Source organism: Staphylococcus sp. GDY8P196P (genome assembly GCF_017891705.1).
Taxonomy (GTDB): domain Bacteria; phylum Bacillota; class Bacilli; order Staphylococcales; family Staphylococcaceae; genus Staphylococcus; species Staphylococcus ureilyticus.
This window is the reverse complement of sequence record NZ_JAESJS010000018.1, coordinates 221,916-247,754: the sequence shown is the minus strand read 5'-3', so window position 1 is coordinate 247,754 and position 25,839 is coordinate 221,916. Positions and strand designations below refer to the sequence as shown.

Below are 25,839 nucleotides of genomic sequence, written 5' to 3'. Positions count from 1 at the left end.
TAATTCAACTCCTTTTTCATTTCACATACAATTATAAGCGTTTACATATGACTTATCATTCACAATTCTAACAATAATGTTCTTTACTTTTATTCGATTTATACAAATACGTCGTGTTTTTTATTTGAGATAATATATTTAGCAAAATATATCTAATAGGAGGCTAGGTCAATTTGACTCAACAAAAAGCTACTTGTCTATCAAAGGATGGTTTTCCATTACCTTATTCCATCATAGCAGCTAAAAACCAAAGCCCTAAAGGCGTCATTATGTACTTTCATGGTGGCGGACTCATTTTTGGACAACCAAACGATTTACCGCAAGCGTATATAGATATTTTATCCGAATCCTATCACTTAATAATGGTTTCCTATCGACTTGCCCCAGAAAGTCATATTGATACGATTATTGAAGATGCACTGAGTAACTACGATCATTTAAAATCACTTTATCCTTCGTTACCACTGATTACCTTCGGACGTTCAGCCGGTGCATTTTTAGCTATGCTTGTCGCACGTCATCGTAAAGTTGATAGTATCATTGATTTCTATGGTTACTCACGTGTACATGTGCCTGCCTTTTTGAAGCCAAATAAACAATATCAAGCGCTATCTACACAAATTACACCGAAAATATTAAATCAATTGATTCAATCTAAACCATTAACATCTGCGCCGTTGCAAACAAGATATCCAATTTACTTATATGTTCGTGGTCAAGCACGTTGGATGTCCTATTTAGGGATTCAATCATCTACACAAAGCACTTATAATATCACACCACAAGAAATGAAAAACTTCCCTCCTATGTTCATTGTACACTGTACAGGAGATCCTGATGTACCTTATAGTGAAAGTGAATATATAGCTAGATTAATTGAAACGAGTCACTTTGAACGTTTAGACCTAGACAGCCATGATTTTGATCGTGAAGTTAACTCAACGAGTAAAGCAGTATATGAACGAGTTATTCAATTTTTGAATCAAATTAAACTGAATATCGAAGGGGATTAATGATGAACTTACAAAATGTAATAGAAAATTTTCAAACATTTAATAATTTTGCTCGCAACCCCAAAAACGGGGGGATTAACCGCATTGCTTTTAGTCATCCAGAACGTGTCGCAGCCTTAAAATTTTCAATGTTATGTCAAAAGGCAGGTTTAGATGTTTACTTTGATTTCTTTGGTAATGTTATTGCACGTAGAGAAGGAAAGCATCCTTCTTTAAAACCAATTGTACTAGGCTCACATATCGACACTGTAAAGGATGGCGGCCAATATGACGGTCTATTAGGTGTGCTTGGTGCACTGGAAGTAGTCGAACATTTAAACGCGCATCATATAGAAACGGATCATCCAATTATAATTATTGCATTTGCTTGCGAAGAATCTACACGTTTCAACGAAGCAACTTTAGGAAGTAAATACCTTACTGGTAAAATGACAAAAGATGATATGAAATTTATCAAAGATAACGATGGCAACGTACTTTACGATATTGTTGCACCTTTAGCACAAGATATGAACGGTAAAGCAGCATTATTTGAAAGAAACAAAATCAAAGCATTTTTAGAATTACATATTGAACAAGGTCCAATTCTTGAAAATAATCAAAAAGATATTGGCATCGTCACACACATTGCTGCACCACACCGCTTCAAGTTACAAATAGCTGGTATTACTAGCCACTCAGGATCAACACCTATGCCGATGCGTACAGACGCATTGACTACTGCTGCTGAAGTCATTTTAAAAATCGAAGCCTTAGGTCAGGCTTATCATGATAAGGGGATAGTAACGACTGTGGGGTATGCCAACGTTTATCCTAATACAATGAATGCAATTCCTGGTGAAGTCACACTACTCATCGATATTCGAGGAAAAGATGAAGATATTCGAGAAAAAGTTGTCGAAGAGATGAAAACGCACATCGAAACCATTACCACAAAACGTCAAGCAGATTATGAATTAGAAGATTTAGGTCAGGATCAACCTCGACAATTTAATCAAGCGATTGCTAAGATTTCTGAAGACGGTTGTAAGGCACTAGCATATCAATATCGCTATATGTATAGTGGTGCCGGTCATGATGCGATGAATTTCGCACCCATTTGTCCTACAAGTATGATTTTTATTCCATGTAAAAATGGCATTAGTCATTCGCCAAAAGAGTCTGTAACCGATAGCCAAATCGAAAAAGGTATTAATGTGATGATTGCAACAACGATCGAATTAGCAAAAGTTGACACAGTACTGGAAACTTAATGCATATTAGTCTTTTGACCTATCAATCGCAATATGATATACAATCTTTCAGCATAATCACACCAATCATGATCATGCATCATTTCATAAACACAGGGTTCTTGAAACCAACGCCTGTTGATATGTGTTTCACCATCTAACACAAGCAAACGTGTTATGATTATTTATAATATGTGGAAATTTAATTCGTGTTATACCATAATAAATAGAAAAATCGTTAATAATATCAAAGAGATACTGCTTAAAACACATCAAGGTAAAGGTTGATTTATAATGACAAAAATATGTTTTATTAGACATGGAGAAACAGATTGGAATATTGCTGGTAAATTACAGGGCAGAACAGACATCCCATTGAATGAATCAGGCATAAAACAAGCGCAAGCTTGTGGCACTTCCTTACTTCAAAATGAATGGGACCTCATGATTACGAGCCCATTACTAAGAGCTAAAGAAACTGGACAAATTATTCAACAAAAGTTAAACATACCGCTTTATGAAAAGGAATCATTTATTGAAGTTGCATTTGGAGATGCAGAAGGCCTTACTTATTACGAACGAGATGCGCGTTTTCCGAATCGTGAATATCCAAACAAAGAAACTGAAGCAATGATTACCGAACGTTTTTTAAAGGGGATTCAGACCGTACATCAAGATCACACAAATAAAAATATTTTAATTATCTCTCACGGCGCCTTTATTAATGCTATATTCTATTATTTTTCTAATGGAGCAATCGGCACTGGTATTACTAGACTTGCTAATGGTAGTTTCAGTACATTAGAAATTAACGACAATAACACGCACATCCTAGACTATAATACGACACATCATTTACCAGTTCAGAGCCCGAAATCATAAATATCATCAACAATTAAAAGTACCATAACACTCATTCATGATGCATCGTACTAAAAGTTAAAGCCAATATTTCCTTTTAGTAATGACAAGTATGAGGTTTGGTACTTTTTATATTAATAAGGTTTATTTATAATTTTTAAAGAAATCTGTGGTTAACGATTTCACTTTTGGCGATAACATTATCACTGCGATAACGTTTGGAATCAATACGGCTGCAAGTGCCAAATCAAGCAAGTCCCACAATTGTTGTGCAGCACCTAACGCACCTACGATCATCGAAAGCACATATATTGTTTTCATCACCCAACCTGCCGTAAGTCCAAATAAAAATTCTGCCATTCTTGATCCATAAAAAATAACTACTACAACGGTTGAAAATACGAAGAACATCATCGAAATAGATACCATCATACTTCCAAATTGACCAAAAGTATTTTCAAATGCTCTGGCAGTTAACGCTGCAGACTGTGCTTTCGCATCACTCGCTTTCCAAACACCTGAAACTAAAACAACAAAACCAGTGGTACTACAAATGATTAACGTGTCTACCACAATTTCACTGATACCCCAGAAAGCTTGTCGAACTGGGTGGTCCGTTTTTGCAGCTGCATGCGCAATTGACGATGTACCAAGACCAGCTTCATTAGAATAAATCCCTCTCGCAAAGCCCCAACGAATTGTAGTAGCTAATGCTGCACCAAATGTACCTCCTATAGCTGCCGTAGGATTAAATGCCTGTTCTATCACTAACCAAATAACATTAGGGACATGACTAATATTCATTAAAATGATTAAAAAGCCAAAAAAACAGTAAAGCCCAACCATGATTGGTACAATTTTTTCAGCAAACGAAGCAATACGTTTCACACCGCCAAAAACGACAAGTGCAGCAAGAACTGCTAATATAACACCAGAAACCGCCATAGGCACATTAAATGTATCCTTCATCGTGCTCGCTGCAGAATGACCTTGAACCATAATACTTGGAACAATTTCAATCATCAGCGCAAAGGCAAATATCAACGAAAAAATTGTGCCTAACTTCTTGTTTTTAAAGCCTTTTTTCATGTAATAAGTCGGACCGCCCACAAACTCACCTTTTTTATTTTGCTCACGATAGTGGACACCTAAGACATTCTCACTAAATTTTAAAGCCATGCCTAAAAAAGCGATAACCATCATCCAAAATACCGCACCAGGCCCACCCATCATTATCGCAGTAGGTACACCCACAATATTAGCTGCACCTACAGTTGAAGATAAGGCGGAAGTTAAAGCCTGACGTGGTGTAATTGTTCCTTCCCCTCTAGGTTTTTTATTAACACTCCCAAATGTTTGTTTGAGCATATAGAAAAAATGCCTAAATTGAATAAAATTTAAATAGACTGTCAAAAATACACTTGCAAACAAAAGCAGGAGTACAAGTGGATAACCCCATAACCAATCCGAAAAAGAAATTAATTTTTCCAAATATTACAACCCCTTTGCTTTAAAGCATCTCACCATATGTTTTGATCAAAGTAATATGACTTTAAGCTCCAATCACTTTAAAAGCGATATATGTAGATACTTAAAAATGTAATATGTAATATTATTCCCTAGAGTCGTTCACTCAAACCGAGTTCAGAGCTTGTGAAAACAAAAAATAGTCCCGTTAATAAATGGATCAGTTTTTGTTTCTTTACAGTATTAATAAATTTCAAATCTTCAGCTCTATCCTAAATATCAATGGTCTGCTACATTTACTTCTATTTCTTTGAATCACTTGTCTCACTGATTTGATTGATATATTGTAATCATTTTGAGTGATGTTGGCAGTGGTTTATACCTACTCCTGTGGTAAGCACACTAGCGAAAGACTACAGCTAAGGCAATGGCCCTAGAAAGCGCGCATAAAAAAACTGCCAACAAAGTCAGAGACTTTGTAGACAGTATGGACCAATCCATTTAGTAAACGGATTAATCCTTGTTGCGCTTGTTTTTAATATTCCAACATCCTTAACTTCAAGCTTTTCAAGAAACTTTTAGATAAAACGTCCAATACGTTTGTCTGAAATACCTGCTTCATCACTATAAATTTCTTGTCCTCTTAAAATTGTACGTGTGACTTGAGCACCAATTTCACGACCGATATATGGACTCATTTTGTTACGATAAGCTAAATCTTCAGCTTGTAATGTATAAGGTGCGTCTGGTTTAATAAATACGAAGTCAGCATCTTTACCGATTGCAATACTACCTTTTGTATCTAAACCAAAGCGTTTTGCTGGTGCTGTCGCAATAATATCAGCAAATTTTGTTAATGGCATTTGACGTTTTTGAACACCTTCGTCGAATAAAATGTCTACGTTGTTTTGTAATCCAGCAATACCACCCCATGCTTCAAATGCATTGTCAGTATCTTTTAAGTCTGGCGTACAAGGTGAATGGTCAGATGTTACAAAACTAATATCACCGTTTAATACGCGGTTCCACATTCCCTCTAAACGAGATTGCTCACGGATTGGTGGAGAACACTTAACAACTGGTCCAATGTCATCTAATTCTTCTTTATAGAAGTACAAGTAGTGTGTACATGTCTCACAAGTAATGTCTACACCTTCTTGCTGTGCTTTGATGACTTCATCAACGCCTTCTTCACAAGCAACGTGTACAATGTGCACACGACAGCCCGTTTCCTTAGCAAATAAAATAATTTTACGAATTGGTTCAACTTCTGTAAATACCGGACGACTATCCACGTAAGCACTTAATGTCGTTTCACCATTTTCTTTTGCGATCTCACCTAATCGATCAGTGATTGCCGCATTTTCAGAATGAATTGATAAAATTTTGCCAGTCTTAGCAATTTGCTTCATACCTTCATATAATGAATAATCATCAACATTTTCAAAGTCACCCTCAATAGAACGGTCACCACATGTTGCTAAGAAAGCTTTATAAGCCACAACACCTGCTTCATCTAATTCTTGAATACCACCGTTTAAGTTATATGGTACTAAACCACCATAACTTGCAACATCCACTGATAATTCATCTTTTCCAGCATCAAATTTTGCTTGGATAGACGTTTTGTCAGTTGTAGCTGGAACTTGGTTTAATGGCATTTCCACAAATGAAGTCACGCCACCTTTAGCAGCAGCATTTGTCCCTGTAACATATCCTTCCCAACCATCACGATAGCCACCGCCTGGCTCAGTTATATGCACATGCGCATCCACCATACCAGGTGAAACAATTTGATTTTGTGCGTCAATAACTTGTTCAGCTTCTCCCAATGCTTGACCAATAGCGACAATTTTACCGTCTTTAACACCGACTTCAACTTGTTGCTCTCCGTCTTCTAAAATGACTAAACCATTCTTAATAATCAAATCATACTTCATTATAATCTGCTCCTCCTTTTTTTCTACTTTCTGCATGGAATACATAATGTAAAATTAAGTAAACACCACCGGCAATGACAAAGCCTATAAACCAAGAAAAGTCTGATATCACTGTAAATGCTGGTAAAAATCCTAATAGTGAAATGATGACACCAGCAACCGTTCCGACGTATGCAGAAATATTAATACGTGGTATTTTGTGCTCTTTTTCTTTCAAATCAAAATACAACTTATCTATATCAATGTGACATTTAGACACAATATAGAAATGAACAATCATAACACCTGCTACCGGACCAAGAATAGCACCTATCGCGTTTAGGAATAAGAAAATACTATCTTCCTCTTCCATCATCTTCCACGGCATAATGACTATACTCAGTACCGAGGCAATAATTACACCACGACGATAGTTAATCCATTTTGGTAAAAGTGCAGTGAGTTGATATGCTGCTGGGATGATATTACTCGTCGCATTTGTTGAAATCGTCGTCATCAATAGCACACCAGTAGATATCAGAATCGCCCAGAAGTTGCTCCATTCATTAATAATTGTTAGGATATTCCATTCTTGATGTCCAAGATAAATCGAGCCACCAATAATGATGAACACACTAGCAATCGCGAATAAAATGTGGGCAACTACAATACCTGAAATTTGACCAACCACTTGTGTTTTAGTAGATTTTGCATTTTGCGTAAAATCAGAAACACTTGCACCAGGTCCTGCCCACACACCTAATAGCGAGTTGATAATTAAAATAAAGGATAAAATCGCTGGGTAAATGATACCGCTAGATTTTGTAGAAATTTCATAATCTAAAATATTTCCAACGCCACCAGCAGCCATAACGCCCCAGATAGCCATACCACCAAAGACAATATAAATAAGTGGATTTAATATAGCTGTGAATTTATTTAAAATATCTCCTCCACCAAATCCAATTGCAAAACTAATAGCCCAAAATATTAAAAATGCAATGAGACCTGGAACAGAAATACCAAGTATCGATATGCCTTGTCCAATATCCGCAAAACCAGGGAATATTTTATTTAATAGTATTAATAGTGCTTGTGACCCCGCAAACGTTTGTAGACCAAACCAAGCGATACCTGCGACAACGCCACGTAGGATACCGGGTAACTTCGCGCCTACATCACCATATGTATGACGTAAATGCATAGCAAATGGAATACCGTATTTAGAACCAGCATAACCATTACTAACTAATAATAAAGCGATTACAAAAGAACTTAATATTAATGCAAATATGACTTGTAATGGCGATAGTCCTAATAATAAGAATCCCCCAACTGCAGTATAGTTAGGTATATTATGGACAGCACCCATCCATAGTGTGAAAAAGTTAAATGCGGAGTTATTTCTTTGTGTCGGTGTCTTAGGCATTATATCTTTATTATAACCGCGCTTCTCGAAAACCGCTTGTGATAATGCCGCATTGTTCTCCTGTCTTCCCATTCTATTTTTATCTCCTTTACTTTAACAAGCTAATAACTAGTTGTATAATCTTCAGTTATAAGTGTAGTACGAGTGTAAGCGTTTTTCTTTGTTATTAATGACATTTCTAAACAATAAAATTATAGGAATCGAACAAAATAAGTGTATAATTAATGATATACATTAAATTTTTTGAACATTTTGAACAATCGTTATCACAAATTGACAAAAACCCTGTTTTTTTAAGATAAATACAGACAAATAGAATTTATCATTATATATATTTTCATGCATTTTCATTACTAGTGATTGTGTAAATCAGAAGCGGAGGACATAATTATGACTACTCTAAACGAAATTTTATCCGTTCCCCAATTTAAAGGCTTAAAATTGTTAAATAGCAACGGAGATTTATCAGCAGAAGTGACAAATTTAGACATTACTGAAAATAATGATATTAAGCATTTTACTTCAAATAATTCTTTTATTTTAACAACCGGTGTCTTGTTTCAAGATAATCAAGATAACTTAAAAAAGTTAATTAAAGATTTAAATGATATACACACTGCTGGACTTGGAATCAAAGTTTCAAGATTTTTACACGAAATCGAGCAAGATGTCATTGATTTTGCGGATGCTATCGAATTCCCATTAATTGAAATACCAGAAAGTTGGAACTTAGGTGAAATTACACACGAGATTTCTTCATTTATTTCTGACTCTGAAACTGGAAAGTTAAATTATGCATTACAAGTACAACAAGAATTAAACCAATTATTAATCAAAGGCTTCAGTATTGATACTATGATTGAGCGCATGAGCAAACTCTTAGGTGTACCTATCATTCTATTCGATCCTTTCAAAGCACCTGAAGCATACAGTCGTCATTATAGACAAGGTAACGCTTTAATGGCTGAACATACCAAGTATTTCATGAACCATTATCAAGATGCGCTAACATATGATAAAAATAACCTCGTCTTTGAAAATAAAGACCATGTAATTTTCAAAGTATTAGGTTACACATACTTTCCATACTATTTAATGGTTTCTCAAGTTAATAAGCTTTCCTACCCCTTTAGTTTATTAACACTCGAACAAGTAGTCAGCGTGTTAAGTTTCGCCTTATACAAAAACACCAAAATACAAGAAGCCGAGGAAAATGATATTAATCGATTTTTCGAATCGTTAGTCAATAATCAAAACGATCAAACCCTTTCGATCAAAAAGCATGCTGATTTATTAAGACAATATTATATTTATCCCTCTGACTATTATCAAATTATCATTTGCGGCATTGACACCAAAAATAATCTAGAAAATAGTTACTACTTAAATGAGCGGCACCATCTCACATTCCTTTGGTTAAAGCATAAATTAACTGATATTGATTCTTATATCAGCGTTTATAAATTACCGAGTAACGATCGTTTTGCGATATTAATCCAAAATCGACATGAATATTACTTTGAATACCTAAAAAAAATACAACAAAGTTATAGTGAGTACTTTGATGATACGATTTCATTTGGTATCGGAAATGAAGTAACAGAATTCACACAGTTACCTTCTTCATTTTTTGAAGCAAATGAAGCCTTTGAAAATGAACTGCTAAATCATGCAAAAACTTTTATCTCACAATATCATTCCAAAGATATTCAGGAGCTATTACAACTTATCCCTCAAGAAAAGCTATTACCTTTCGTAAAACATACTTTGGGCCCACTGAGTTATCCAAAACAAAAAAAAGATTTAGAATTAAAACAAACTTTAAAAGTGTACATGGATAATCAATGCGATATAACAAAAACGGCAGATAAAATATTTATACACAGAAATACTGTAAAATATAGAATCAATAAATGCAGTAATATGATTGGCACAAATATAGAAGACCCTGTTCATTCCTTAAACATACGTATCGCTTTATATGTATCTGAAATGATTCGTTTCGATTAATCGCTCCATCTATTTAAAAAAGCTACGCTGTTTGCGCAATCATGCAAACAACGTAGCTTTTTCCATTAATAAAACAACAGTGATCTATGTTACCTCTAAAACAAGCGATTCCAACCTATATTATCTATGCATTCATTTTCTCTAAAAATTCTTTGCAAAAAATATTAATTTTTTAAACCGAATGGTTTGCTTTGCTAACTTAAAATAATTAAAATTTATCGATGGGATGTTATAAAAAGGAGATGCATTTATAATGTCGGAGAATGTTATATCTAATAAAAAAAGAAATACGATTATATTAGTTATGCTAAGTAGTGCTTTTGTAGCGATGCTAAATCAAACATTGCTCAATACCGCACTACCAGCAATTATTACGGGATTAGAAATAACTGACACAACTGCTCAATGGTTGATTACAGGCTTTATGTTAGTGAATGGTATCATGATTCCACTAACAGCCTTTCTTATGGATCGATTTCACACAAGACCGCTCTATATTTTTTCTATGAGCGCGTTCTTAATTGGTTCAATCATTGCAGCACTTTCACCTACATTTGGCTTACTCATGTTTGCACGTGTGATTCAAGCGATTGGTGCAGGGATACTTTTACCGCTTATGCAATTCACTGTATTTACACTGTTCCCTTCTGAGAAACGTGGATTTGCAATGGGACTTACCGGTATAGTAGCACAATCAGCCCCAGCAATCGGACCAACCTTAACCGGATTTTTAATTGATACATTTAGCTGGAGAGCACCATTTATTGTGGTAGCTTTTATTGCGATTATCGCATTTATTGTAGGTGCGATATTTGTAGAAAGTAATAACGAAACCAAACATACACAATTAGACAAAACTTCTGTTATATATTCAACATTAGGTTTTGGTTTAATGCTTTACGGCTTTAGCAGCGCAGGCAACTTAGGTTTCACATCACCAATCGTTATTATTTCACTTATTGTGGGAATCTTAATTGTTACCATTTTCGTAACAAGACAAATTAGAATCGATAATCCACTATTAAATATGCGCGTATTTACAAATCGTACATTTTCACTATCTGCATTTGCGTCTATGGTATTATTTATCGGAATTGTAGGCCCAGCATTATTGATTCCAATTTATGTCCAATCAGGCTTAGGTCTATCTGCAATTCTGTCAGGTCTTGTTATCTTACCAGGTGCAGTAGTCAACGCATTCATGTCCGTCTATACAGGGAAAATATATGACAAATATGGCTTGAAAGTATTGGCGATTCCTGGATTTGTCCTTTTAATTTTTATGACAATACTACATTGTTTCTTAACTTCAGACACACCTTATTGGTATATTGTCGTCATTTACGCTATAAGAATGTTTGCTGTAGCATTGATTATAATGCCACTGAATACAATTGGTATTAACGCATTAGAAAGTAAAAATATTTCACACGGTACTGCGATTATTAATTCTTTAAGAATTATTGCAGGTGCGATTGGTACTGCCATTATGATTACAATTATGGCAATTGTTCGTACAAACTATGTTCCAAGTAAGCATCAGTCCAAAGCAGATATTGCACAACAAGCGACTGTACAAGGTGTCGACGCAGCATTTGCATTCACTACGCTATTATTAATTATTGGTTTTATATTAACACTACTGATAAAAACAAAAAATAAAGCGGATAATACGCGTGAAGTATAATATTAAATCTATTTAAGTGAAAGTAGCAACGCTTCAACAACTTGAACGGTGTAAAAAACATACTAAGATTAGCTATGAAGAAATCTATGACAATAGATTTTTTCATAGCTATTTTATTATTCAATATTTCGTATTGTTGGCTCACTTTCTTAGGGGACAACTTCAGCTTGTAGTCTTCAACTTGTCCTGTTCCCTCAAGCGTCTCGTCAAAATACAACGTATTTATATGTAGTTTCTCATTGAAGTACTTAAAAAAGGCTCTATTTCAACCCAAAATGATGTTAAAAATTATTCTACATGCATACACCCAAAAATTAATTTTTATGCTGCTGTTTGTGGCTATTACCATTCTTTTATAAAATTGGCTTCAAATGATGTATTAATGCTAAGCAATCTTGCAAGAGTCATTAATATTTTATTGGTAGTAAAAAATAGGTGCAAATCCGAGTCATAACTAACAAGTTGACTTTGAATTAACACCTTTTAAAGTAAATACATGTATATAACTTCAGAGATCGATTTTAAGACAAATAAAAAAAGACGAGCGTTACTCGTCTTTTTTTATGCGTTATTATAATTTAATAACGTTAGCTGCTTGAGGTCCACGGTCGCCTTCAACGATTTCGAATTCAACAGCTTGTCCTTCTTCTAATGATTTGTAGCCGTCTTGGTTAATTGCTGAGAAGTGTACGAATACATCGTTTCCGCCTTCTACTTCGATAAAACCAAAACCTTTTTCTGAGTTAAACCATTTAACTGTACCGTTATTCATAATAAAAATCCTCCAAGTGCTTTTGCACAAAAATTTGTAATCTGTCTAAAAAATCAAAAGGAGTAAATTCAAAAGAATAAAACTACAAATCAATTTCACGAACTAAATTACTTAATACCTAGTATAACGAATAATCAGACCTTTGTATACCCCTATTTTCAAATAAATATATTTTGCACTTTATTTTTAGTAATATAATCCATTTGAAATATATAATTTAATTGAATATGAAAAATGACAAAATCGTTATATTAAAATGCATTTTTGTAACTTAAAAATATAGCGAACAAATCAAATAACTTTTACATTATAGATAGTTACTTTAAGGAGGTAATAAGTATGAACAGGTTTGTAAAAGTACTTCTAAATATCTTTGTTATCATTATCATTGTTTTTATCGGTCTTTTTGGCTGGAAAGTTTATGCAGAAAAACATTCGGACAATCCTGATGTTGTTAGTTTTGCCAAATTAAATCCGCTCATTACTAATGAAGCATATTATGTAAAAACTCAAAAGCCAACAAAAGTTGAGCACAACAAAAGTGATGATGGAGAAACTCTTGTCACATATAATTATAAGCAAAATGGATATAACAAAAAAGGTGAAAAAAGACATTTAGATTTTAATGGTTTTGGTGAAAAACCCTTAAAAACAAATCATTACTTAAAATTAGACACCGAACTTGGGCATGTCCAAAGTTATAAAGAAGTGCCTAAAAATAAAGTACCTAAAAAAGCATTCAATCACCTTTAAACATCACATTATGAATCAAAACAATACACTTAATAAAAATATTATTTTGATGAGCTAATAATATAATAATGCGCACAAGCTAGAATTATTTATTTGCAAAATATGTTTTCTAACTTGTGCGCTTTGATTGTAATTTTTTAGTGACTACACCCTAGTTATTCATTCTTTTGACTATTTCATGCTTAATAATCATTAATGCTTGGCTATACTTAGAACTTGTATTTTCTTGAGTGTTAATAATCAAAATGTCTACTAAATCATCATTATCCATTTGAACTAATTCTTGCCGAAATTGATCGATATTTTCTACTAATCTCTTATGGTTAGGCTGATACTTATCTATAACATAATATTGATCAGCACCAAGTCCACCCTCTTCAATCATTTTAGAAATTTCATCCGTGCGCATCTCATTAGTTCTATCAATTTTGATATCTTTATTGTAATAATTAACCATACATATCCCCCACTTCATTCACAAAATCCATCTCATATTAAGGTTACATGCTATCTTTTTGACACTAAACGTAAAACAATAAATCATGCCGTACCACTTACAATAAAATAAAATTACTCCAAAAGTTATATATTACAACTATACCCTGAAATGATATTTTAAACTTTAATTTAGACCATTCTTTTTTATACTTATAATTCAAGGAAGTAATTTAATAAATTTATAAAATATTATCGATTCTCTATATCGTTTCTAAAAACACCGAAACCATATACATCATCTCCTTATAATGAACCTATTTTATATCTATCCTTTTTAAAAATTTTTAAAACATTTCATTATTTTATACTATCAAAATACATTATATTCTATGAGTATAAGATGATATCGTCTAACAGTTCATTATTCCTTATTGGATTGATGATGCATAAAACAGATTCCTAAGTTTTGATAGTAATACCACCATAATAACATTCATAAATACAAAAATTGCTGAATGATAAAATAAAGACTGAGACAACATTTGCCTCAGTCTTTAATACTTCTAATATTTTCTACCATTTTAATGCTCATAATCGCTTTTTTGCTTCGATGCCAATCCATATATTTGTTACTAAACCGACAATCCCCATAACTAATGATGGTATAACAGAATGATTGCTAGTATAAAACGTCACTAAAAACATAAGTAAACCAGTTATCATACTGATTAATATAGATGAAAATTTCATTGGATTACTCCCTTTTTTCGCTATGTTAATTTACATTATTCCTATACTGAAATTCATTTAAAATGAAATAAAGACAGTCTGTTGTATAGTTTTAAAAAATTGGGCATCACAAATACAATAACTTTTTATTTATAAAATATAGAAAATCCCACTAAACCACATCTTTGCGTTTTTCAACTCAATATGTATGCAATCACAAATAATATAATCGAAATAATGAGTGACATTAACCAAAACGGAGAACTCACTAAATCTTTATACGCTTGATCTGGTGCATTACGCATTTTCAACCGAATAAATTTGATTCCTAAATACAACGCTTCAACAAAATTAACGATTAAAACAATGCTTAACAGTATCATTGACATGACTGAACCCCCAAGATATCGTCTCATTTAATCCACATAGTACCATAAGATTTTTAATAATTAAATATATATAAAAATATTAATTCAAATTTTTATTACAACCTAAAAACATATGTGTTATTTTATAATTAACATTGTACGTAGTTATTTTTAAAATTATATGGGCTAAATATCATAAAGTTGGAGGGGTATTGTGCAACTATTTTTACTTACACTTTTAGGTATTATTTTCGTTTTTGTATATGCTTCAAATTCAACAATACTTTTACATATCAAACTTATTAGACGAGCTAAAAAAGAAGGTACGGCAGCAATGAATGGTAAACAATGTCGCTTTATGTGGTGTTTGTTTGCAGTTATGGCAACAGGATTTTACCTATTATTACTCACTTCAAATTTGTTTTAATAAATTTGAAGTGAGTAATAATCAAAATAATACGAAAGATTTAATTATTATGTAAATAAAACAGTAAGTAGCCTAACCATCCTGATTCTTTTGATACCACTTCAATGCTTGATGCTCTATGTATTTGATAAAAGGTGATTTGCCATTTGAATATGCACTTCTATTATTTGAATACTTGTTAGCGAGTGTGATTTTTAAATTTTCATATTCTTTCGCAATAGCTTTATTAGCATTTAAATAATCTCTAAACGCTAAATGTCTATCAATTTTTCATAGTTATCAAATTGAAACATATGGACATGATAAGTTCTAGTATCCGCGCCTTTTATATAAAACCTTCTACCACTGATACCATTTTCTCCTTGATGTTCATAGCCTAATTGTCGCATTGCATTATTGTAACTATCTATATGCATTATATTTTTTACTATTACCATGATATCAATAACAGGCTTAGCATAAATATCTTTTATAGCTGTACTGCCAATGTGATGCATTTCTATGATTTCTTTACCAACTACTTTTAACAGTAGATCTTTTTCTTTAACAAATTGCGCTTTCCATTTTTCATAATCTTTTTTTAATATAATTTCCATCGTTCAATTTCCTACTTTCTTTTATCCTCATTACTATTAAAAAATGTCATAAAATTCATCTTAACTAAAACATTTTAAAATAAGGTAACTGTCTACCATAAATGAGAAATGATATAATTGAATTAAAACTCGAACTGTAAAAAGTATGTTTCTAAAATACTGTATAATATAATAAAAACAAAAATAGTAAAGGAGTCAGCGTATGAAATTTGTAAATTTAACAGCTATGACAGAAAAAGGCCTAAACAAGAAAGTTAATGAATTCTTAGAGGAAAATCCCTATATCGAAATCATTAAATTCGATTACCAATTAGGATACAGCAGCTGTGGCGTAGGTATTCTTTATAATAAAGTTAAGTCTCAGTCTTAAGTTTAAAATCAAATAAAATATGTTGAGGCTACTATATAACATTACTTATTTGTTCATTTACAAACTTAATTCACGAATGACTAATAAAATAATTGTAAAACGGTCATAATTATAGTTAACAAACAAGCTAATAACATAACATTTTGAGCTCTATGAGTGCCCTGATTTCCATTTTTGTATTCTTTCATTACAAATAGCCAAGAAAGAATAACTAAGATCCCTAAAATAATGCTAATCGTTTTCATTTTACCTCTCCTAAAATGTACTGTATAACTTACTATTATTCGCTCAAGTTCAAAAAGATACTTCGAATTATATTTTTATAATATCATACATTTTAAAACGTGAATTGTTTGTAAATAATCTAACTTATTGTAATTGAAAATATCCCAATTTAAACTATACTTGTAATAAAAACAAAAGCTGAAACATAATAATGTTTCAGCTATGAATATCTTATGGAAAGTAGACGATTGTGTATACATCCACATCATAATATTTAAATTTTTGTTAATGCTATTCAAAATGATATCACTGTAAGATTATCACAATAGTAATACCTAAATTGTCTTATTTTTGAAAAACTTTAAAATTAACACGTTTACATAATAATAAACTACCCGCAATCAATGAGATACTCGCTAAAAAAATGGTTAATATTCTATTATCTGAAATCATGCCTGTATCAGGTAATTCTTTTATTGCATTGTGCTTCACGCTATTTTTTGAATTTTTTACTTCAGAGTTAACTTTTGAGAAATCATTATTTTTTGAAGCGTCTAACTGCTGATTTTTATTAAATCGATCACTTTCTATTCCTGGATTTTTAGGGTTTAAACCACCTTCATCTTTTAATTTTTCATTTACTGCATTATTGTGCAAGGATGTCTCACTATTAGATTTATGATTAAATTCATTCGTAGCATCTTCTAATTCTTTTGGCTCTTCAACCTCTGCTATATCTTTATGCGGAAATACATTTGGTTCTGTAAAACTTCCATCCTTATGCAAGATACCATGAGGTATTTTCTTCGTACCATCCTTTAATTCTATCGGTTTTTCAACCTCTGCTATATCTTTATGCGGAAACACATTTGGTTCTGTAAAACTTCCATCCTTATGCAAGATACCATGAGGTATTTTCTTCGTACCATCCTTTAATTCTATCGGTTTTTCAACCTCTGCTATATCTTTATGCGGAAACACATTTGGTTCTGTAAAGCTTCCATCCTTATGCAAAATACCATGAGGAATCTCTTCACCATTTGCCCCTTGACTGCTAAATTGTACAACTGTCATTAATAAAGCTGTAGATAATAGTACCTTTTTCATTTTAAAACTTCCTTTCTAATAGAGTTATTTAGAGTTATTGTAATATGAATATCTCACTCATTTTTACTGTTAAAGTGAATATTCGTAATATAAAATTTTCCTTAACTACCAAGAAGTTATCTGTTGTATGTATACAATATATTTTATACATTAATAACAAATATTTATGGAATTATTACTAATTACCATAATATTGCAAGGAGTCGTTTATTAGGGTAATATTTTTATTTAAGTAAAAATATAGATAGAAAATAGTAATAATATGTAAGTTTTAAATTTAAATATTGGTAATATCAAGTCTGTCAAAATGTTTAAGTCAAAATAAAAAGAGCTGGAAACTGTACCTTAGTAATGTTCCCAACTCTTTTTATATGATTAAATATGATTCAATCTTATTTTAAAATGGTATTTTAGGTGTTTATAATTTCCCATAACACTGATCTTCAAATTTTATTAGTCTATTCTGATTGTACTTTTATATAAAAGATACACTCTTCGTTTTATCAATAGTAGGTAAACCTATAATTAAGCGTATTATTCACTTGATTTTGCTTTATGAACTTTCAAAATTATAAATATAATAACAATTGTTATGGTAATGAAATCAAAAGAATGTGTAAAAGCTTGCCCAAATTCTTTATCTTGCCAGAAATAACGAATGACGAATAAAAGCGTTGAATGCACAAACAATGCAATAAACATGTATATCACTGGTTTATCAAGTAATAGACCAAAAACAAATACAAATAACAGCATTATTATAGTAAGTATCAGCATGACTATGTTTGGCATAGACATATTAAAACTCCAATCATATAGTATTTTAGTCTTACTCTTCTAGAAACCTTTACGTTTAATTTGTCTATATGTAAAAATACCAAAAATAATGACAAAGGCGAATTGTACAGTTTTAATTAGAGGTGAGCTAAATTCTAATATTTTAATATGCAGCATTGTTCCAATAATAGGGGCTATAAAATTAAAACTAAATAATATTAGACATATACCAACTAATACTTGTTGTGATTTAGGCATATTTACCACTCCAAATTATAAAATTATTGTTAAGAATGTTGATGCTTCCACTGAGGGTGACCCATTATTTAATGATGTAACAATATCATCATCACTAAAAATACAGTGCTAAATTCCAAAAAATATTTTCTGATTTATTCTAATATGCTTATGACCCAATTGATACTTTTTCTTAATAAAAGTACATAAACATTTAGTTGGATTATATTATTTCATAAAAAATAACCGCACCAATTAAGATACGGTTATATAAATATATGACTGCTTGATAAAATTCCAAAAAAATCTTATCTAGCTTTTTGCATCACTTTACTTAATTAACGCTTACAGTAATTTCAATATCAATCGTGTGTTTTAGTGCTTTCGAATACGGACAATAATTATGCGCTTTTTCAACGAACATCTCCGCTTCTTCTTGGCTGAGATCTTTAAGTAATACATCTAATTCAGCTGCCAATTTCACACCGCCATCAGATTTATCTGGCAATAAATAAGCAGTCGCACGTACTTCTGGCTCAATTGTACCTTTGCCTGCACCTTTCAAAATATGCATTAGCGCATTGTTAAAACAAGAGCTGTAACCTGCTGCAAATAACTGTTCAGGGTTTGACTCTGTAACGCCGTTGCCACCCATTTCTTTTGGAACAGCTAAGTCTTGATAAAATGTATTATCTTCACTAAAAACTTTTCCATCTCTTCCTCCATTACTTATGACAGTTGTTTCAAATAATGGTTTTGCCATGAAAATCACTCCAATAATTTTTGAAATTCAATAATAATGATTAATTAATCGTTTTACATATCGAATTAAGCTTAATCTAATTGTATTCTATCATTAATTTTTAGATATTTAAAATCATAAGTGTTAAATTGTCATTTGTCTCTACTCATTAAAAAATAGGACAAGTACATAAGTAAAAGTCCTATTGGGCTAAAACACTTTCAATTGTTCGCTATGTATTACAAAACTCGCCAACACTTCTGCTAATAGGTAGTTATATTATGTATAAAGACAAGAAGAACTCGTTTCTAAAACCTAAAACACTAAGTTCAAAACTATAGCTATTAAAGCTAAAATAATCGCTATATAACCTAGTTTAAATTTAGCTAATACTCCATAAACACCAACAAATAAAATTCCTAAAGTTGTACATAAAGAAGCCACATCTGAATTTATTTGAAAGGCAAAAACAACAAGACTAATGAAGAAAAATATAGAAGAAATAATCAAAGAAATCATAGAAAAAATACCACGATTTTTTTCATTCATAATAAAAAGCTCCTTTCACTTTTTAAAATATAAAACAATATTGCATTATTGACGTTGAGCTGCTGAACTCTTAACTTTTATAATAATGTTTAGAATACCAAGCCACAAAAATTGCAAACAATATAAAATAAACTCCAAACCATGTGTCTAAATGGTCTTGATTCATTTGTTTATATGCAAAAAATACTAAAAACATCCCTAAAATCACTTGTACAATAAGTAAAAACCATTTCAAATAACCCACTCCTTTACATTTTTCATTATTTCACAATATAATTAATCAAAATATTTTTATTTATAAAATAAAATAGGGCAAGCACATTATGGTACTGATCTTAGTATCAATACAAGAGAAAACTCCTTTCTAAAAGAACAAAATCTCTATTAAACCTAAAATAAACAAAACTGCACCTACTGATAAGTAAAGAACTTCAGTTTTTCCTTCTTTTTTAGTTTCAATCCAATAATTTAAGATAAGTATTAAACCTACAACGGATAAAGAAAAAGGAAAATTTATAAGACCTGTTAAATCCAATATTGTTAATATGGAAGTTACTATAATTAATAAAATCAATATATTAGATATAACATTTAAACTCTTCATTACAACACCTCATTTTTCAAACATTTACATTGTTATTTTTTCCAATTCCTTTATTAACGTTGATCTTCAGAACTGTTTACAATTAATAATTTTTTCGTATAAACATATATTCTATTTTTTATCTTTAAACTTTTTAAGCACAAAGGAAAATGGTGTCATAACGAATGCAAAAAATGATGAAGAAATTAGATTTGCATACATATCAAATTCAATTGGTAATACTAAATCCAATAGGGATTTCAAAACAAAAAATGAAACCAAAAAATATATAAAGGACAAAAATATCTTCAAAATACAACCCCTTTTTAGCAAACTTTATTTCAGTCTAATTAATCTAAATTCTAATATAAATATAACAAAAATAGGTGAGCAGATAAGTGTTTGCCCATTGCATGTCCACTCCTCAAATCAAAGGTAACGGGTTAAATATTAAAATAATGATAATAAAAAACCATACCAAAGAGGTGAAACATAAGTTTCCATTATTGCTGCTAGTAATACAATTGGTAAATAATAAAGAATATAGCTTTTAATACTGTCAATTAATATTATGTAAATTGGTTTCATTTTAATAGGTTTTTTTCTGAATAAATTCATTAACTTACTAATAATAACTTTGTTAATAACATAAAGTATTGAAAGCATTAAGCTTGAACTATAAATTTCAATTAATAGATGCGGCAAAAATCCAAGAAACAGCCTTATTCCATCCGTGAAATTATATGCAAAGTGTATGCCAATTAACATACCTAATGAAAAAACAGTTGATAGCATATTCAAATAATATAAAAATGGTATTGGTATAATAGCAAGTATCAGCATTATGAAAGGTAAAATGAACCCATTATTAAAAAAATATGTAAATAAACCTACTAGTTTAAATTTGTGCTCGTCATTTATACTAGCTTTTGAAAAATCGCTAAAATCATCTATCTTCAAGCCAAGAATGTAAAATATGAAAATAATTGCTACAGTTATACCTACAGTAAATATGAAAAATTTATTAGCCCTTTTCATAAAACTTTTTTCAATGGATAACATAATCTTCTCCTTATATTTTATGTAGTTCATAACAAACCGTATACTAACATACTATTAATAAAACAAACCTTTTATAATCTTCGGTCATTTCTAAATTTCATAGACTTAACAACTAAATAAACTACATTTACTCCCATTACAAGAACATAAGGTATTAATATAAATAAATTTTCTAATTGTGAGATGAAAATAAGTCCAAGTAAGAAAATACATTTAACATAGTTGGCATAATAAATCCTTGATCTAGTTCACCCTTCCTTTTCAAATCAATAACACTCCTTTGTGATATTAAAATCAATTTATTACTGATTGTATAATATTTGATATTAACACATAAAAATAGGGCGAGCACATAAGTGCCTGCCCGAGCAGTTTTGAATTAACTATAAAAATAGTTAGAGTGATTTCATAAAATAACACAATTATAAATAAGAAGGTGATATTTTAATTTGTGAAGCGTCCCAGAAGGAACCCTAAGGGATAAAGTTCTGGAGGAACTTCATGCACAATTATATTATACGCAATTAAATAGTACAATGAGATTTACAGTATCTTAACACTACTCACTTGATTTAGTCTTATTGAATTTCAAAATAGTAAAGATAACTACGATAGCTATCGTAACGAGGTCAAATGATCTTGTAAAAGCTTCTCCAAATTCTTTATTTTGCCAGAAATAGCGAATGATGAATAAAAGTGTTGAGTGAATGAAAAGTATTATAAACATATATATCATGGATTTATCCAAAACCATACATATAATAATCATCATTGTAACTGCAATTATAGTGAGTAGTAACATTACTACATAAGGTGCAGACATATTTATTTCTCCTTATTTAAATAAATAGCTAAGAATGCCGTTCCTATACAAAACCACATACTAAATATTGCTATCCACATAACTAATCCACCTTTTCTATATATTCCAATAATACATTCCCAATTAAAACAACTATAGCAATATCTGCTAGTATAACTGGTATGTTAAATGGTACTGAGAAATTTAATAATAAAGTCCCTATGTAAAAAATAGCTATAGCAATAAAAAACTGTATTACAACATGAAAGAATTTATGACCTCTCATTTTCATGAAAAATAGTCCTACAAACAATACAAAAAGTAATGATAAATATAATGTAATACCAGTTAAACCCATTAACTCTTCTGATTGGGAGTTAATATGAAAGAATGGTATAAAAGTTAACATCCTATTTATGAATAACAGAATACCGCAAAAGACTATAATACCAACGAAATGAATACCTAAACTCTTAATGAATAATAATAATTTATTTTCTGATTTCTTAGAACCAATCGATATAAACAAATCTATTATAGCAGCTAACACAATTATTAATATAAATACTATTAAATAAAATTGGGAATACTTTCCCATAAAAAGGTCAATAAAAAAGCCTAGAACATCGTACAATCCACTTAACATAGCTTCCTCCTTATACTTTTCTTTTTTAATAATATTGAGTGTAACTCACAGGTATATTAACATAATCAAAAAACAACTTATATTGTCCATACATATAAATTGAGTTAATAAATGTAACAATAACAAAACCACCTAACAGAACTGATACTGATGGGTGGAAGTTATAGCACTTCATTTAAACAACCTATAAATTTCAATAAATATTTGATAGTGTGATATTAGTTATATAAACAATCTTTATTAATGGAGGAAACATGCTTAAAATTTATGATGCTACTTATATCAAAAGAACATTAAGCTTTTTAGCTATAACATTATTGATTTTTATCATCACTTTTATTCTGGCTATTATATTTAGTCCTTCTACTGAAACCATTAAAAACATATTTAATGGTATACCTAAAAATGTGGCCAATGCAGAAGGTTTACAAAAAGTTTGGGAATATATATTAAACAATGGCTTTAGAGTTCCTTTTCAAATGCTGATACTAGCTATCATTCCAATTCCTTTTTTATATTATTTAAATATAATCAGTACAACAATTTCTCCTGCTATAGCTTTAGGATTTGCAGTTAACTTTGATAATTATAAAGGAATTATGCTAACCATATCTACAATCCCTCACTTCTTGATAGAAATATTAGCATTTTGCTTTGTTGCTAGTAGCCTATTTAAATTAAATCAATCTATTATCAGAAAGATTTGCAATCTTTTAAGAAAAAACAAGAAACAGAATTTTTCTATCAAACTAGCAATAACTAATTTAATAAAAATTTACATTTTTATTGCTTTACCTTTATTTATAGTAGCAGCATTCGTCGAAAACTATTTATCAAAATTAATACTTGATTTACTCACTTAAAATAACAAGCCCACTATCATTGATAATGGGCTTATTTCTAATCTTCCAAAGGAATATCATCTATAATTTTAGTTCTATTGGGGTACTTCTTATCCATTTTCTCTTCTACTTCAGTCATCCTACTCACCAATATTAATGATTACTGGTGTACCTCCTATTAGTTCATGCTTATCTGTAAAAAGTGTATTGTATTTGCCAAGTAGATCACGCGCTTTTAATCGGTCACTTATCTTAATAGGTACTTCAACCATCTCAACACTTTCGTTGTAAATGATATTGTACTTGCCTGTATCTGGGTTCTTAACGTATTCGCCACGTTTAGTGACTACCTCTTTCATTTCTGTTTCTTCCCCAACGGCTGCATTAGATAGTAGATGTAGTATCTCATTCGCAGAAAGCACTTTATCATCAATAACCTTATTTTTATCTTCATAGATATAGTTTCTTAAATAGGTTATAACGTTGTTTATGAGCACTTTGCTACCTGAATCATTCCTTTGATGATAATTGTATTACAGTTTTTAGATAAGTATACATAAACTACGCTTCTATTCACTCCCCACAATTCCTAAATCACAAAAAACCCCTCAAGCCTATGCTTAAGGGGGTTCATCATTCTATTCTGTTATTCCCACTCGATGGTACTTGGGGGCTTAGATGTAATATCATAGACAACACGGTTCACGTGGTCTACTTCATTAACGATTCTGCTTGAAATTTTTTGTAAGACTTCCCAATCAATACGCGCAAAGTCACTTGTCATTCCATCAATGGATGTCACTGCGCGAATACCAACAGTATGATCATACGTCCGGTAGTCTCCCATGACACCTACAGATTGAATACCAGGTAACACTGTGAAGTATTGCCATATATCGCGTTCAAGACCTTCTTCACGAATGACTTGTCTTAAAATCGCATCTGATTCGCGTACGATTTCAAGTTTATCTTCTGTAATTTCACCCAGCACACGAATACCTAAACCTGGACCTGGGAAAGGCTGTCTCCATACTAAGTGTTCTGGAATACCTAATTCGATACCTAATTCACGTACCTCATCTTTGAATAATGTATTAATAGGCTCAATTAATTGGAATTCCATATCTTCAGGTAATCCGCCTACATTATGATGTGATTTAATCGTTTGTGCTGTTTTTGTACCTGATTCAATAACGTCTGTATACAATGTACCTTGCGCTAAGAAATCAACACCTTTTAGCTTAGATGCTTCATCATCAAAGACATAAACGAATTCATTACCAATGATTTTACGTTTTTGTTCCGGATCTGACACACCTTGCAATTTGTTCATAAAACGTTCTTGAGCATCGACACGAATGATGTTCATGTTGAAGCCCTCACCAAATTGTTCCATGACCATGTCGCCTTCACCTTTACGTAATAAACCATGGTCTACGAAAATACATGTTAATTGGTCACCAATCGCTTTGTGTAATAATACAGCAACAACAGATGAGTCTACACCACCACTCATTGCACATAGCACCTTGCGATCACCAACAAGTTCGCGGATTTTTTCAACTTCAATATCAATAAAGTTTTCCATTGACCATTCACCAGTACATTCACACACACGACGTACGAAGTTACGTAATAAATCGTTACCAAATTCAGTATGACGTACTTCAGGATGGAATTGAACACCATAAATACGGCGTGATTTATCTTCAATTGCTGCATAGTTTGTGCTTGGACTATCTGCAATCACTTCAAAACCTTCTGGGATTTCGATCACTTTATCTGAATGACTCATCCAAACATTTTGTTCTTCAGGAAGTCCGAAGAATAATTCATCCGTTTTCGCATTAATCACTGCTTTACCGTATTCTCTTTCATTGGCACGTTCAACTTTGCCACCTAACAATTTAGTTGTTAATTGCATGCCATAACAAATACCTAGAATAGGAATACCTAAATTGTAAATTTCTGGGTCAATCGTAAAAGAGTTCTCTTCATATACTGAATTTGGTCCTCCTGAAAGGATAATCCCTTTCGGATTCATGCGTTTAATTTCTTCAATGCTGATTTCATGGTCGTGCAGTTCACTATACACACCCATTTCACGTATACGACGTGTAATTAATTGGTTATATTGGCTACCAAAATCTAAAACAAGTATGAGCTCTTGCTCTTTCGCCATTTCCATAACTTTAA

At 31.5% G+C, this 25,839-nt stretch carries 30 protein-coding genes and 1 pseudogene; 9 read left to right on the top strand and 22 right to left on the bottom strand.

All coding sequences use genetic code 11. The annotated features are described in order from the left end of the window. Positions 1-173 precede the first annotated feature (173 nt). The 3 genes from KA814_RS11210 (at position 174) to KA814_RS11200 (ending at position 3,127) form a co-directional block, all read left to right on the top strand. Positions 174-1,013, top strand: coding sequence for an alpha/beta hydrolase (locus KA814_RS11210; RefSeq protein ID WP_107359893.1), 840 nt, complete (start codon positions 174-176; stop codon positions 1,011-1,013). 2 nt (positions 1,014-1,015) lie between these two features. Then, the gene (locus KA814_RS11205) at positions 1,016-2,266 is read left to right on the top strand and encodes a M20 family metallo-hydrolase (RefSeq protein WP_070038335.1); all 1,251 of its coding nucleotides are present in this window, start codon (positions 1,016-1,018) and stop codon (positions 2,264-2,266) included. Between the two features lie 273 nt (positions 2,267-2,539). Next, positions 2,540-3,127, top strand: coding sequence for a histidine phosphatase family protein (locus tag KA814_RS11200; protein ID WP_046207024.1), 588 nt, complete (start codon positions 2,540-2,542; stop codon positions 3,125-3,127). A 123-nt stretch (positions 3,128-3,250) separates the two neighbouring features. On the opposite strand, the gene KA814_RS11195 is transcribed toward KA814_RS11200, so the two are convergent. The 3 genes from KA814_RS11195 to allW form a co-directional block, all read right to left on the bottom strand. Continuing rightward, a complete protein-coding gene (locus KA814_RS11195; RefSeq protein WP_107359894.1) occupies positions 3,251-4,597 on the bottom strand; it encodes an alanine/glycine:cation symporter family protein in 1,347 nt (448 codons plus the stop codon). Positions 4,598-5,151: 554 nt separating this feature from the next. Beyond that, the gene (gene allB / locus KA814_RS11190) at positions 5,152-6,513 is read right to left on the bottom strand and encodes an allantoinase AllB (RefSeq protein ID WP_238394771.1); all 1,362 of its coding nucleotides are present in this window, start codon (positions 6,511-6,513) and stop codon (positions 5,152-5,154) included. Next, positions 6,503-7,993: an allantoin permease gene (gene allW / locus KA814_RS11185; RefSeq protein WP_070658223.1), complete on the bottom strand. Its 1,491-nt coding sequence runs from the start codon at positions 7,991-7,993 to the stop codon at positions 6,503-6,505. The genes allB and allW overlap by 11 nt, the downstream gene beginning before the upstream one ends. A gap of 318 nt (positions 7,994-8,311) precedes the next feature. Here allW and KA814_RS11180 point away from each other — a divergent pair, with 318 nt between their 5' ends. Both KA814_RS11180 and KA814_RS11175 read left to right on the top strand, forming a co-directional pair. Further along, positions 8,312-9,931: a PucR family transcriptional regulator gene (locus tag KA814_RS11180; RefSeq protein WP_046207028.1), complete on the top strand. Its 1,620-nt coding sequence runs from the start codon at positions 8,312-8,314 to the stop codon at positions 9,929-9,931. Positions 9,932-10,184: 253 nt separating this feature from the next. Beyond that, complete coding sequence (locus tag KA814_RS11175; RefSeq protein WP_046207029.1) at positions 10,185-11,618, top strand: MDR family MFS transporter; 1,434 nt, start codon at positions 10,185-10,187, stop codon at positions 11,616-11,618. A 571-nt stretch (positions 11,619-12,189) separates the two neighbouring features. Here the strand turns inward: KA814_RS11175 and cspD are convergent. Beyond that, positions 12,190-12,390 (bottom strand): cold-shock protein CspD, encoded by a 201-nt coding sequence (gene cspD, locus KA814_RS11170; protein ID WP_019469926.1) that lies wholly within the window; start codon positions 12,388-12,390, stop codon positions 12,190-12,192. Between the two features lie 339 nt (positions 12,391-12,729). Here cspD and KA814_RS11165 point away from each other — a divergent pair, with 339 nt between their 5' ends. Next, positions 12,730-13,143, top strand: coding sequence for a YxeA family protein (locus KA814_RS11165; RefSeq protein ID WP_046207030.1), 414 nt, complete (start codon positions 12,730-12,732; stop codon positions 13,141-13,143). Between the two features lie 151 nt (positions 13,144-13,294). Here KA814_RS11165 and KA814_RS11160 read toward each other — a convergent pair whose 3' ends face one another. From KA814_RS11160 to KA814_RS11150, 3 genes are all read right to left on the bottom strand, one after another. Next, positions 13,295-13,600, bottom strand: coding sequence for a hypothetical protein (locus KA814_RS11160; protein WP_046207031.1), 306 nt, complete (start codon positions 13,598-13,600; stop codon positions 13,295-13,297). Between the two features lie 569 nt (positions 13,601-14,169). Then, a complete protein-coding gene (locus KA814_RS11155) occupies positions 14,170-14,331 on the bottom strand; it encodes a hypothetical protein (protein WP_157948037.1) in 162 nt (53 codons plus the stop codon). Between the two features lie 173 nt (positions 14,332-14,504). Then, positions 14,505-14,699 carry a hypothetical protein gene (locus KA814_RS11150; RefSeq protein WP_046207032.1) on the bottom strand — a complete coding sequence of 65 codons (195 nt, stop codon included), beginning with the start codon at positions 14,697-14,699 and terminating at the stop codon, positions 14,505-14,507. A 193-nt stretch (positions 14,700-14,892) separates the two neighbouring features. Between KA814_RS11150 and KA814_RS11145 the strand changes: the two genes are divergently transcribed. After that, positions 14,893-15,105, top strand: a complete 213-nt coding sequence (locus KA814_RS11145; protein WP_107359898.1) for a hypothetical protein — start codon at positions 14,893-14,895, stop codon at positions 15,103-15,105. 72 nt (positions 15,106-15,177) lie between these two features. Here the strand turns inward: KA814_RS11145 and KA814_RS13770 are convergent, their stop codons facing one another. Together KA814_RS13770 and KA814_RS11140 are read right to left on the bottom strand one after the other, a co-directional pair. Then, on the bottom strand, positions 15,178-15,324 hold the full coding sequence (locus KA814_RS13770; protein ID WP_259336416.1) for a GrpB family protein: 147 nt from the start codon (positions 15,322-15,324) through the stop codon (positions 15,178-15,180). Between the two features lie 32 nt (positions 15,325-15,356). Then, the gene (locus KA814_RS11140; protein ID WP_107359899.1) at positions 15,357-15,701 is read right to left on the bottom strand and encodes a GrpB family protein; all 345 of its coding nucleotides are present in this window, start codon (positions 15,699-15,701) and stop codon (positions 15,357-15,359) included. 202 nt (positions 15,702-15,903) lie between these two features. Between KA814_RS11140 and KA814_RS11135 the strand changes: the two genes are divergently transcribed. Beyond that, positions 15,904-16,071: a hypothetical protein gene (locus KA814_RS11135; protein WP_164987248.1), complete on the top strand. Its 168-nt coding sequence runs from the start codon at positions 15,904-15,906 to the stop codon at positions 16,069-16,071. 570 nt (positions 16,072-16,641) lie between these two features. On the opposite strand, the gene KA814_RS11130 is transcribed toward KA814_RS11135, so the two are convergent. From KA814_RS11130 to KA814_RS11085, 11 genes and pseudogenes are all read right to left on the bottom strand, one after another. After that, positions 16,642-17,403, bottom strand: a complete 762-nt coding sequence (locus KA814_RS11130) for a hypothetical protein (RefSeq protein ID WP_107359900.1) — start codon at positions 17,401-17,403, stop codon at positions 16,642-16,644. Positions 17,404-17,937: 534 nt separating this feature from the next. Then, a complete protein-coding gene (locus KA814_RS11125; protein ID WP_238394772.1) occupies positions 17,938-18,201 on the bottom strand; it encodes a hypothetical protein in 264 nt (87 codons plus the stop codon). A 39-nt stretch (positions 18,202-18,240) separates the two neighbouring features. Further along, positions 18,241-18,438, bottom strand: a complete 198-nt coding sequence (locus KA814_RS11120; protein ID WP_046207035.1) for a hypothetical protein — start codon at positions 18,436-18,438, stop codon at positions 18,241-18,243. Between the two features lie 313 nt (positions 18,439-18,751). Continuing rightward, positions 18,752-19,180 carry an Ohr family peroxiredoxin gene (locus KA814_RS11115; RefSeq protein WP_046207036.1) on the bottom strand — a complete coding sequence of 143 codons (429 nt, stop codon included), beginning with the start codon at positions 19,178-19,180 and terminating at the stop codon, positions 18,752-18,754. A 294-nt stretch (positions 19,181-19,474) separates the two neighbouring features. After that, positions 19,475-19,708, bottom strand: coding sequence for a hypothetical protein (locus tag KA814_RS11110; RefSeq protein ID WP_046207037.1), 234 nt, complete (start codon positions 19,706-19,708; stop codon positions 19,475-19,477). A 70-nt stretch (positions 19,709-19,778) separates the two neighbouring features. Continuing rightward, complete coding sequence (locus tag KA814_RS11105) at positions 19,779-19,943, bottom strand: hypothetical protein (RefSeq protein ID WP_182478106.1); 165 nt, start codon at positions 19,941-19,943, stop codon at positions 19,779-19,781. A gap of 129 nt (positions 19,944-20,072) precedes the next feature. Further along, entirely contained in the window at positions 20,073-20,312 is a 240-nt protein-coding gene (locus tag KA814_RS11100) for a hypothetical protein (protein ID WP_046207038.1), read from the bottom strand. A 429-nt stretch (positions 20,313-20,741) separates the two neighbouring features. After that, on the bottom strand, positions 20,742-21,353 hold the full coding sequence (locus KA814_RS11095) for a stage II sporulation protein M (protein WP_157948042.1): 612 nt from the start codon (positions 21,351-21,353) through the stop codon (positions 20,742-20,744). Positions 21,354-21,424: 71 nt separating this feature from the next. Continuing rightward, positions 21,425-21,618: pseudogene (locus KA814_RS13845) on the bottom strand (hypothetical protein). Between the two features lie 294 nt (positions 21,619-21,912). Beyond that, the gene (locus tag KA814_RS11090) at positions 21,913-22,176 is read right to left on the bottom strand and encodes a hypothetical protein (protein ID WP_073345073.1); all 264 of its coding nucleotides are present in this window, start codon (positions 22,174-22,176) and stop codon (positions 21,913-21,915) included. 82 nt (positions 22,177-22,258) lie between these two features. Beyond that, the gene (locus KA814_RS11085) at positions 22,259-22,801 is read right to left on the bottom strand and encodes a hypothetical protein (RefSeq protein ID WP_107359902.1); all 543 of its coding nucleotides are present in this window, start codon (positions 22,799-22,801) and stop codon (positions 22,259-22,261) included. A gap of 254 nt (positions 22,802-23,055) precedes the next feature. Here KA814_RS11085 and KA814_RS11080 point away from each other — a divergent pair, with 254 nt between their 5' ends. Then, on the top strand, positions 23,056-23,664 hold the full coding sequence (locus KA814_RS11080; protein ID WP_046207043.1) for a stage II sporulation protein M: 609 nt from the start codon (positions 23,056-23,058) through the stop codon (positions 23,662-23,664). Positions 23,665-23,783: 119 nt separating this feature from the next. Here the strand turns inward: KA814_RS11080 and KA814_RS11075 are convergent, their stop codons facing one another. Together KA814_RS11075 and guaA are read right to left on the bottom strand one after the other, a co-directional pair. Next, positions 23,784-24,140, bottom strand: coding sequence for a terminase small subunit (locus KA814_RS11075; protein ID WP_238394773.1), 357 nt, complete (start codon positions 24,138-24,140; stop codon positions 23,784-23,786). 149 nt (positions 24,141-24,289) lie between these two features. Continuing rightward, positions 24,290-25,831: a glutamine-hydrolyzing GMP synthase gene (gene guaA, locus KA814_RS11070; RefSeq protein WP_019469906.1), complete on the bottom strand. Its 1,542-nt coding sequence runs from the start codon at positions 25,829-25,831 to the stop codon at positions 24,290-24,292. Positions 25,832-25,839: the final 8 nt, after the last annotated feature.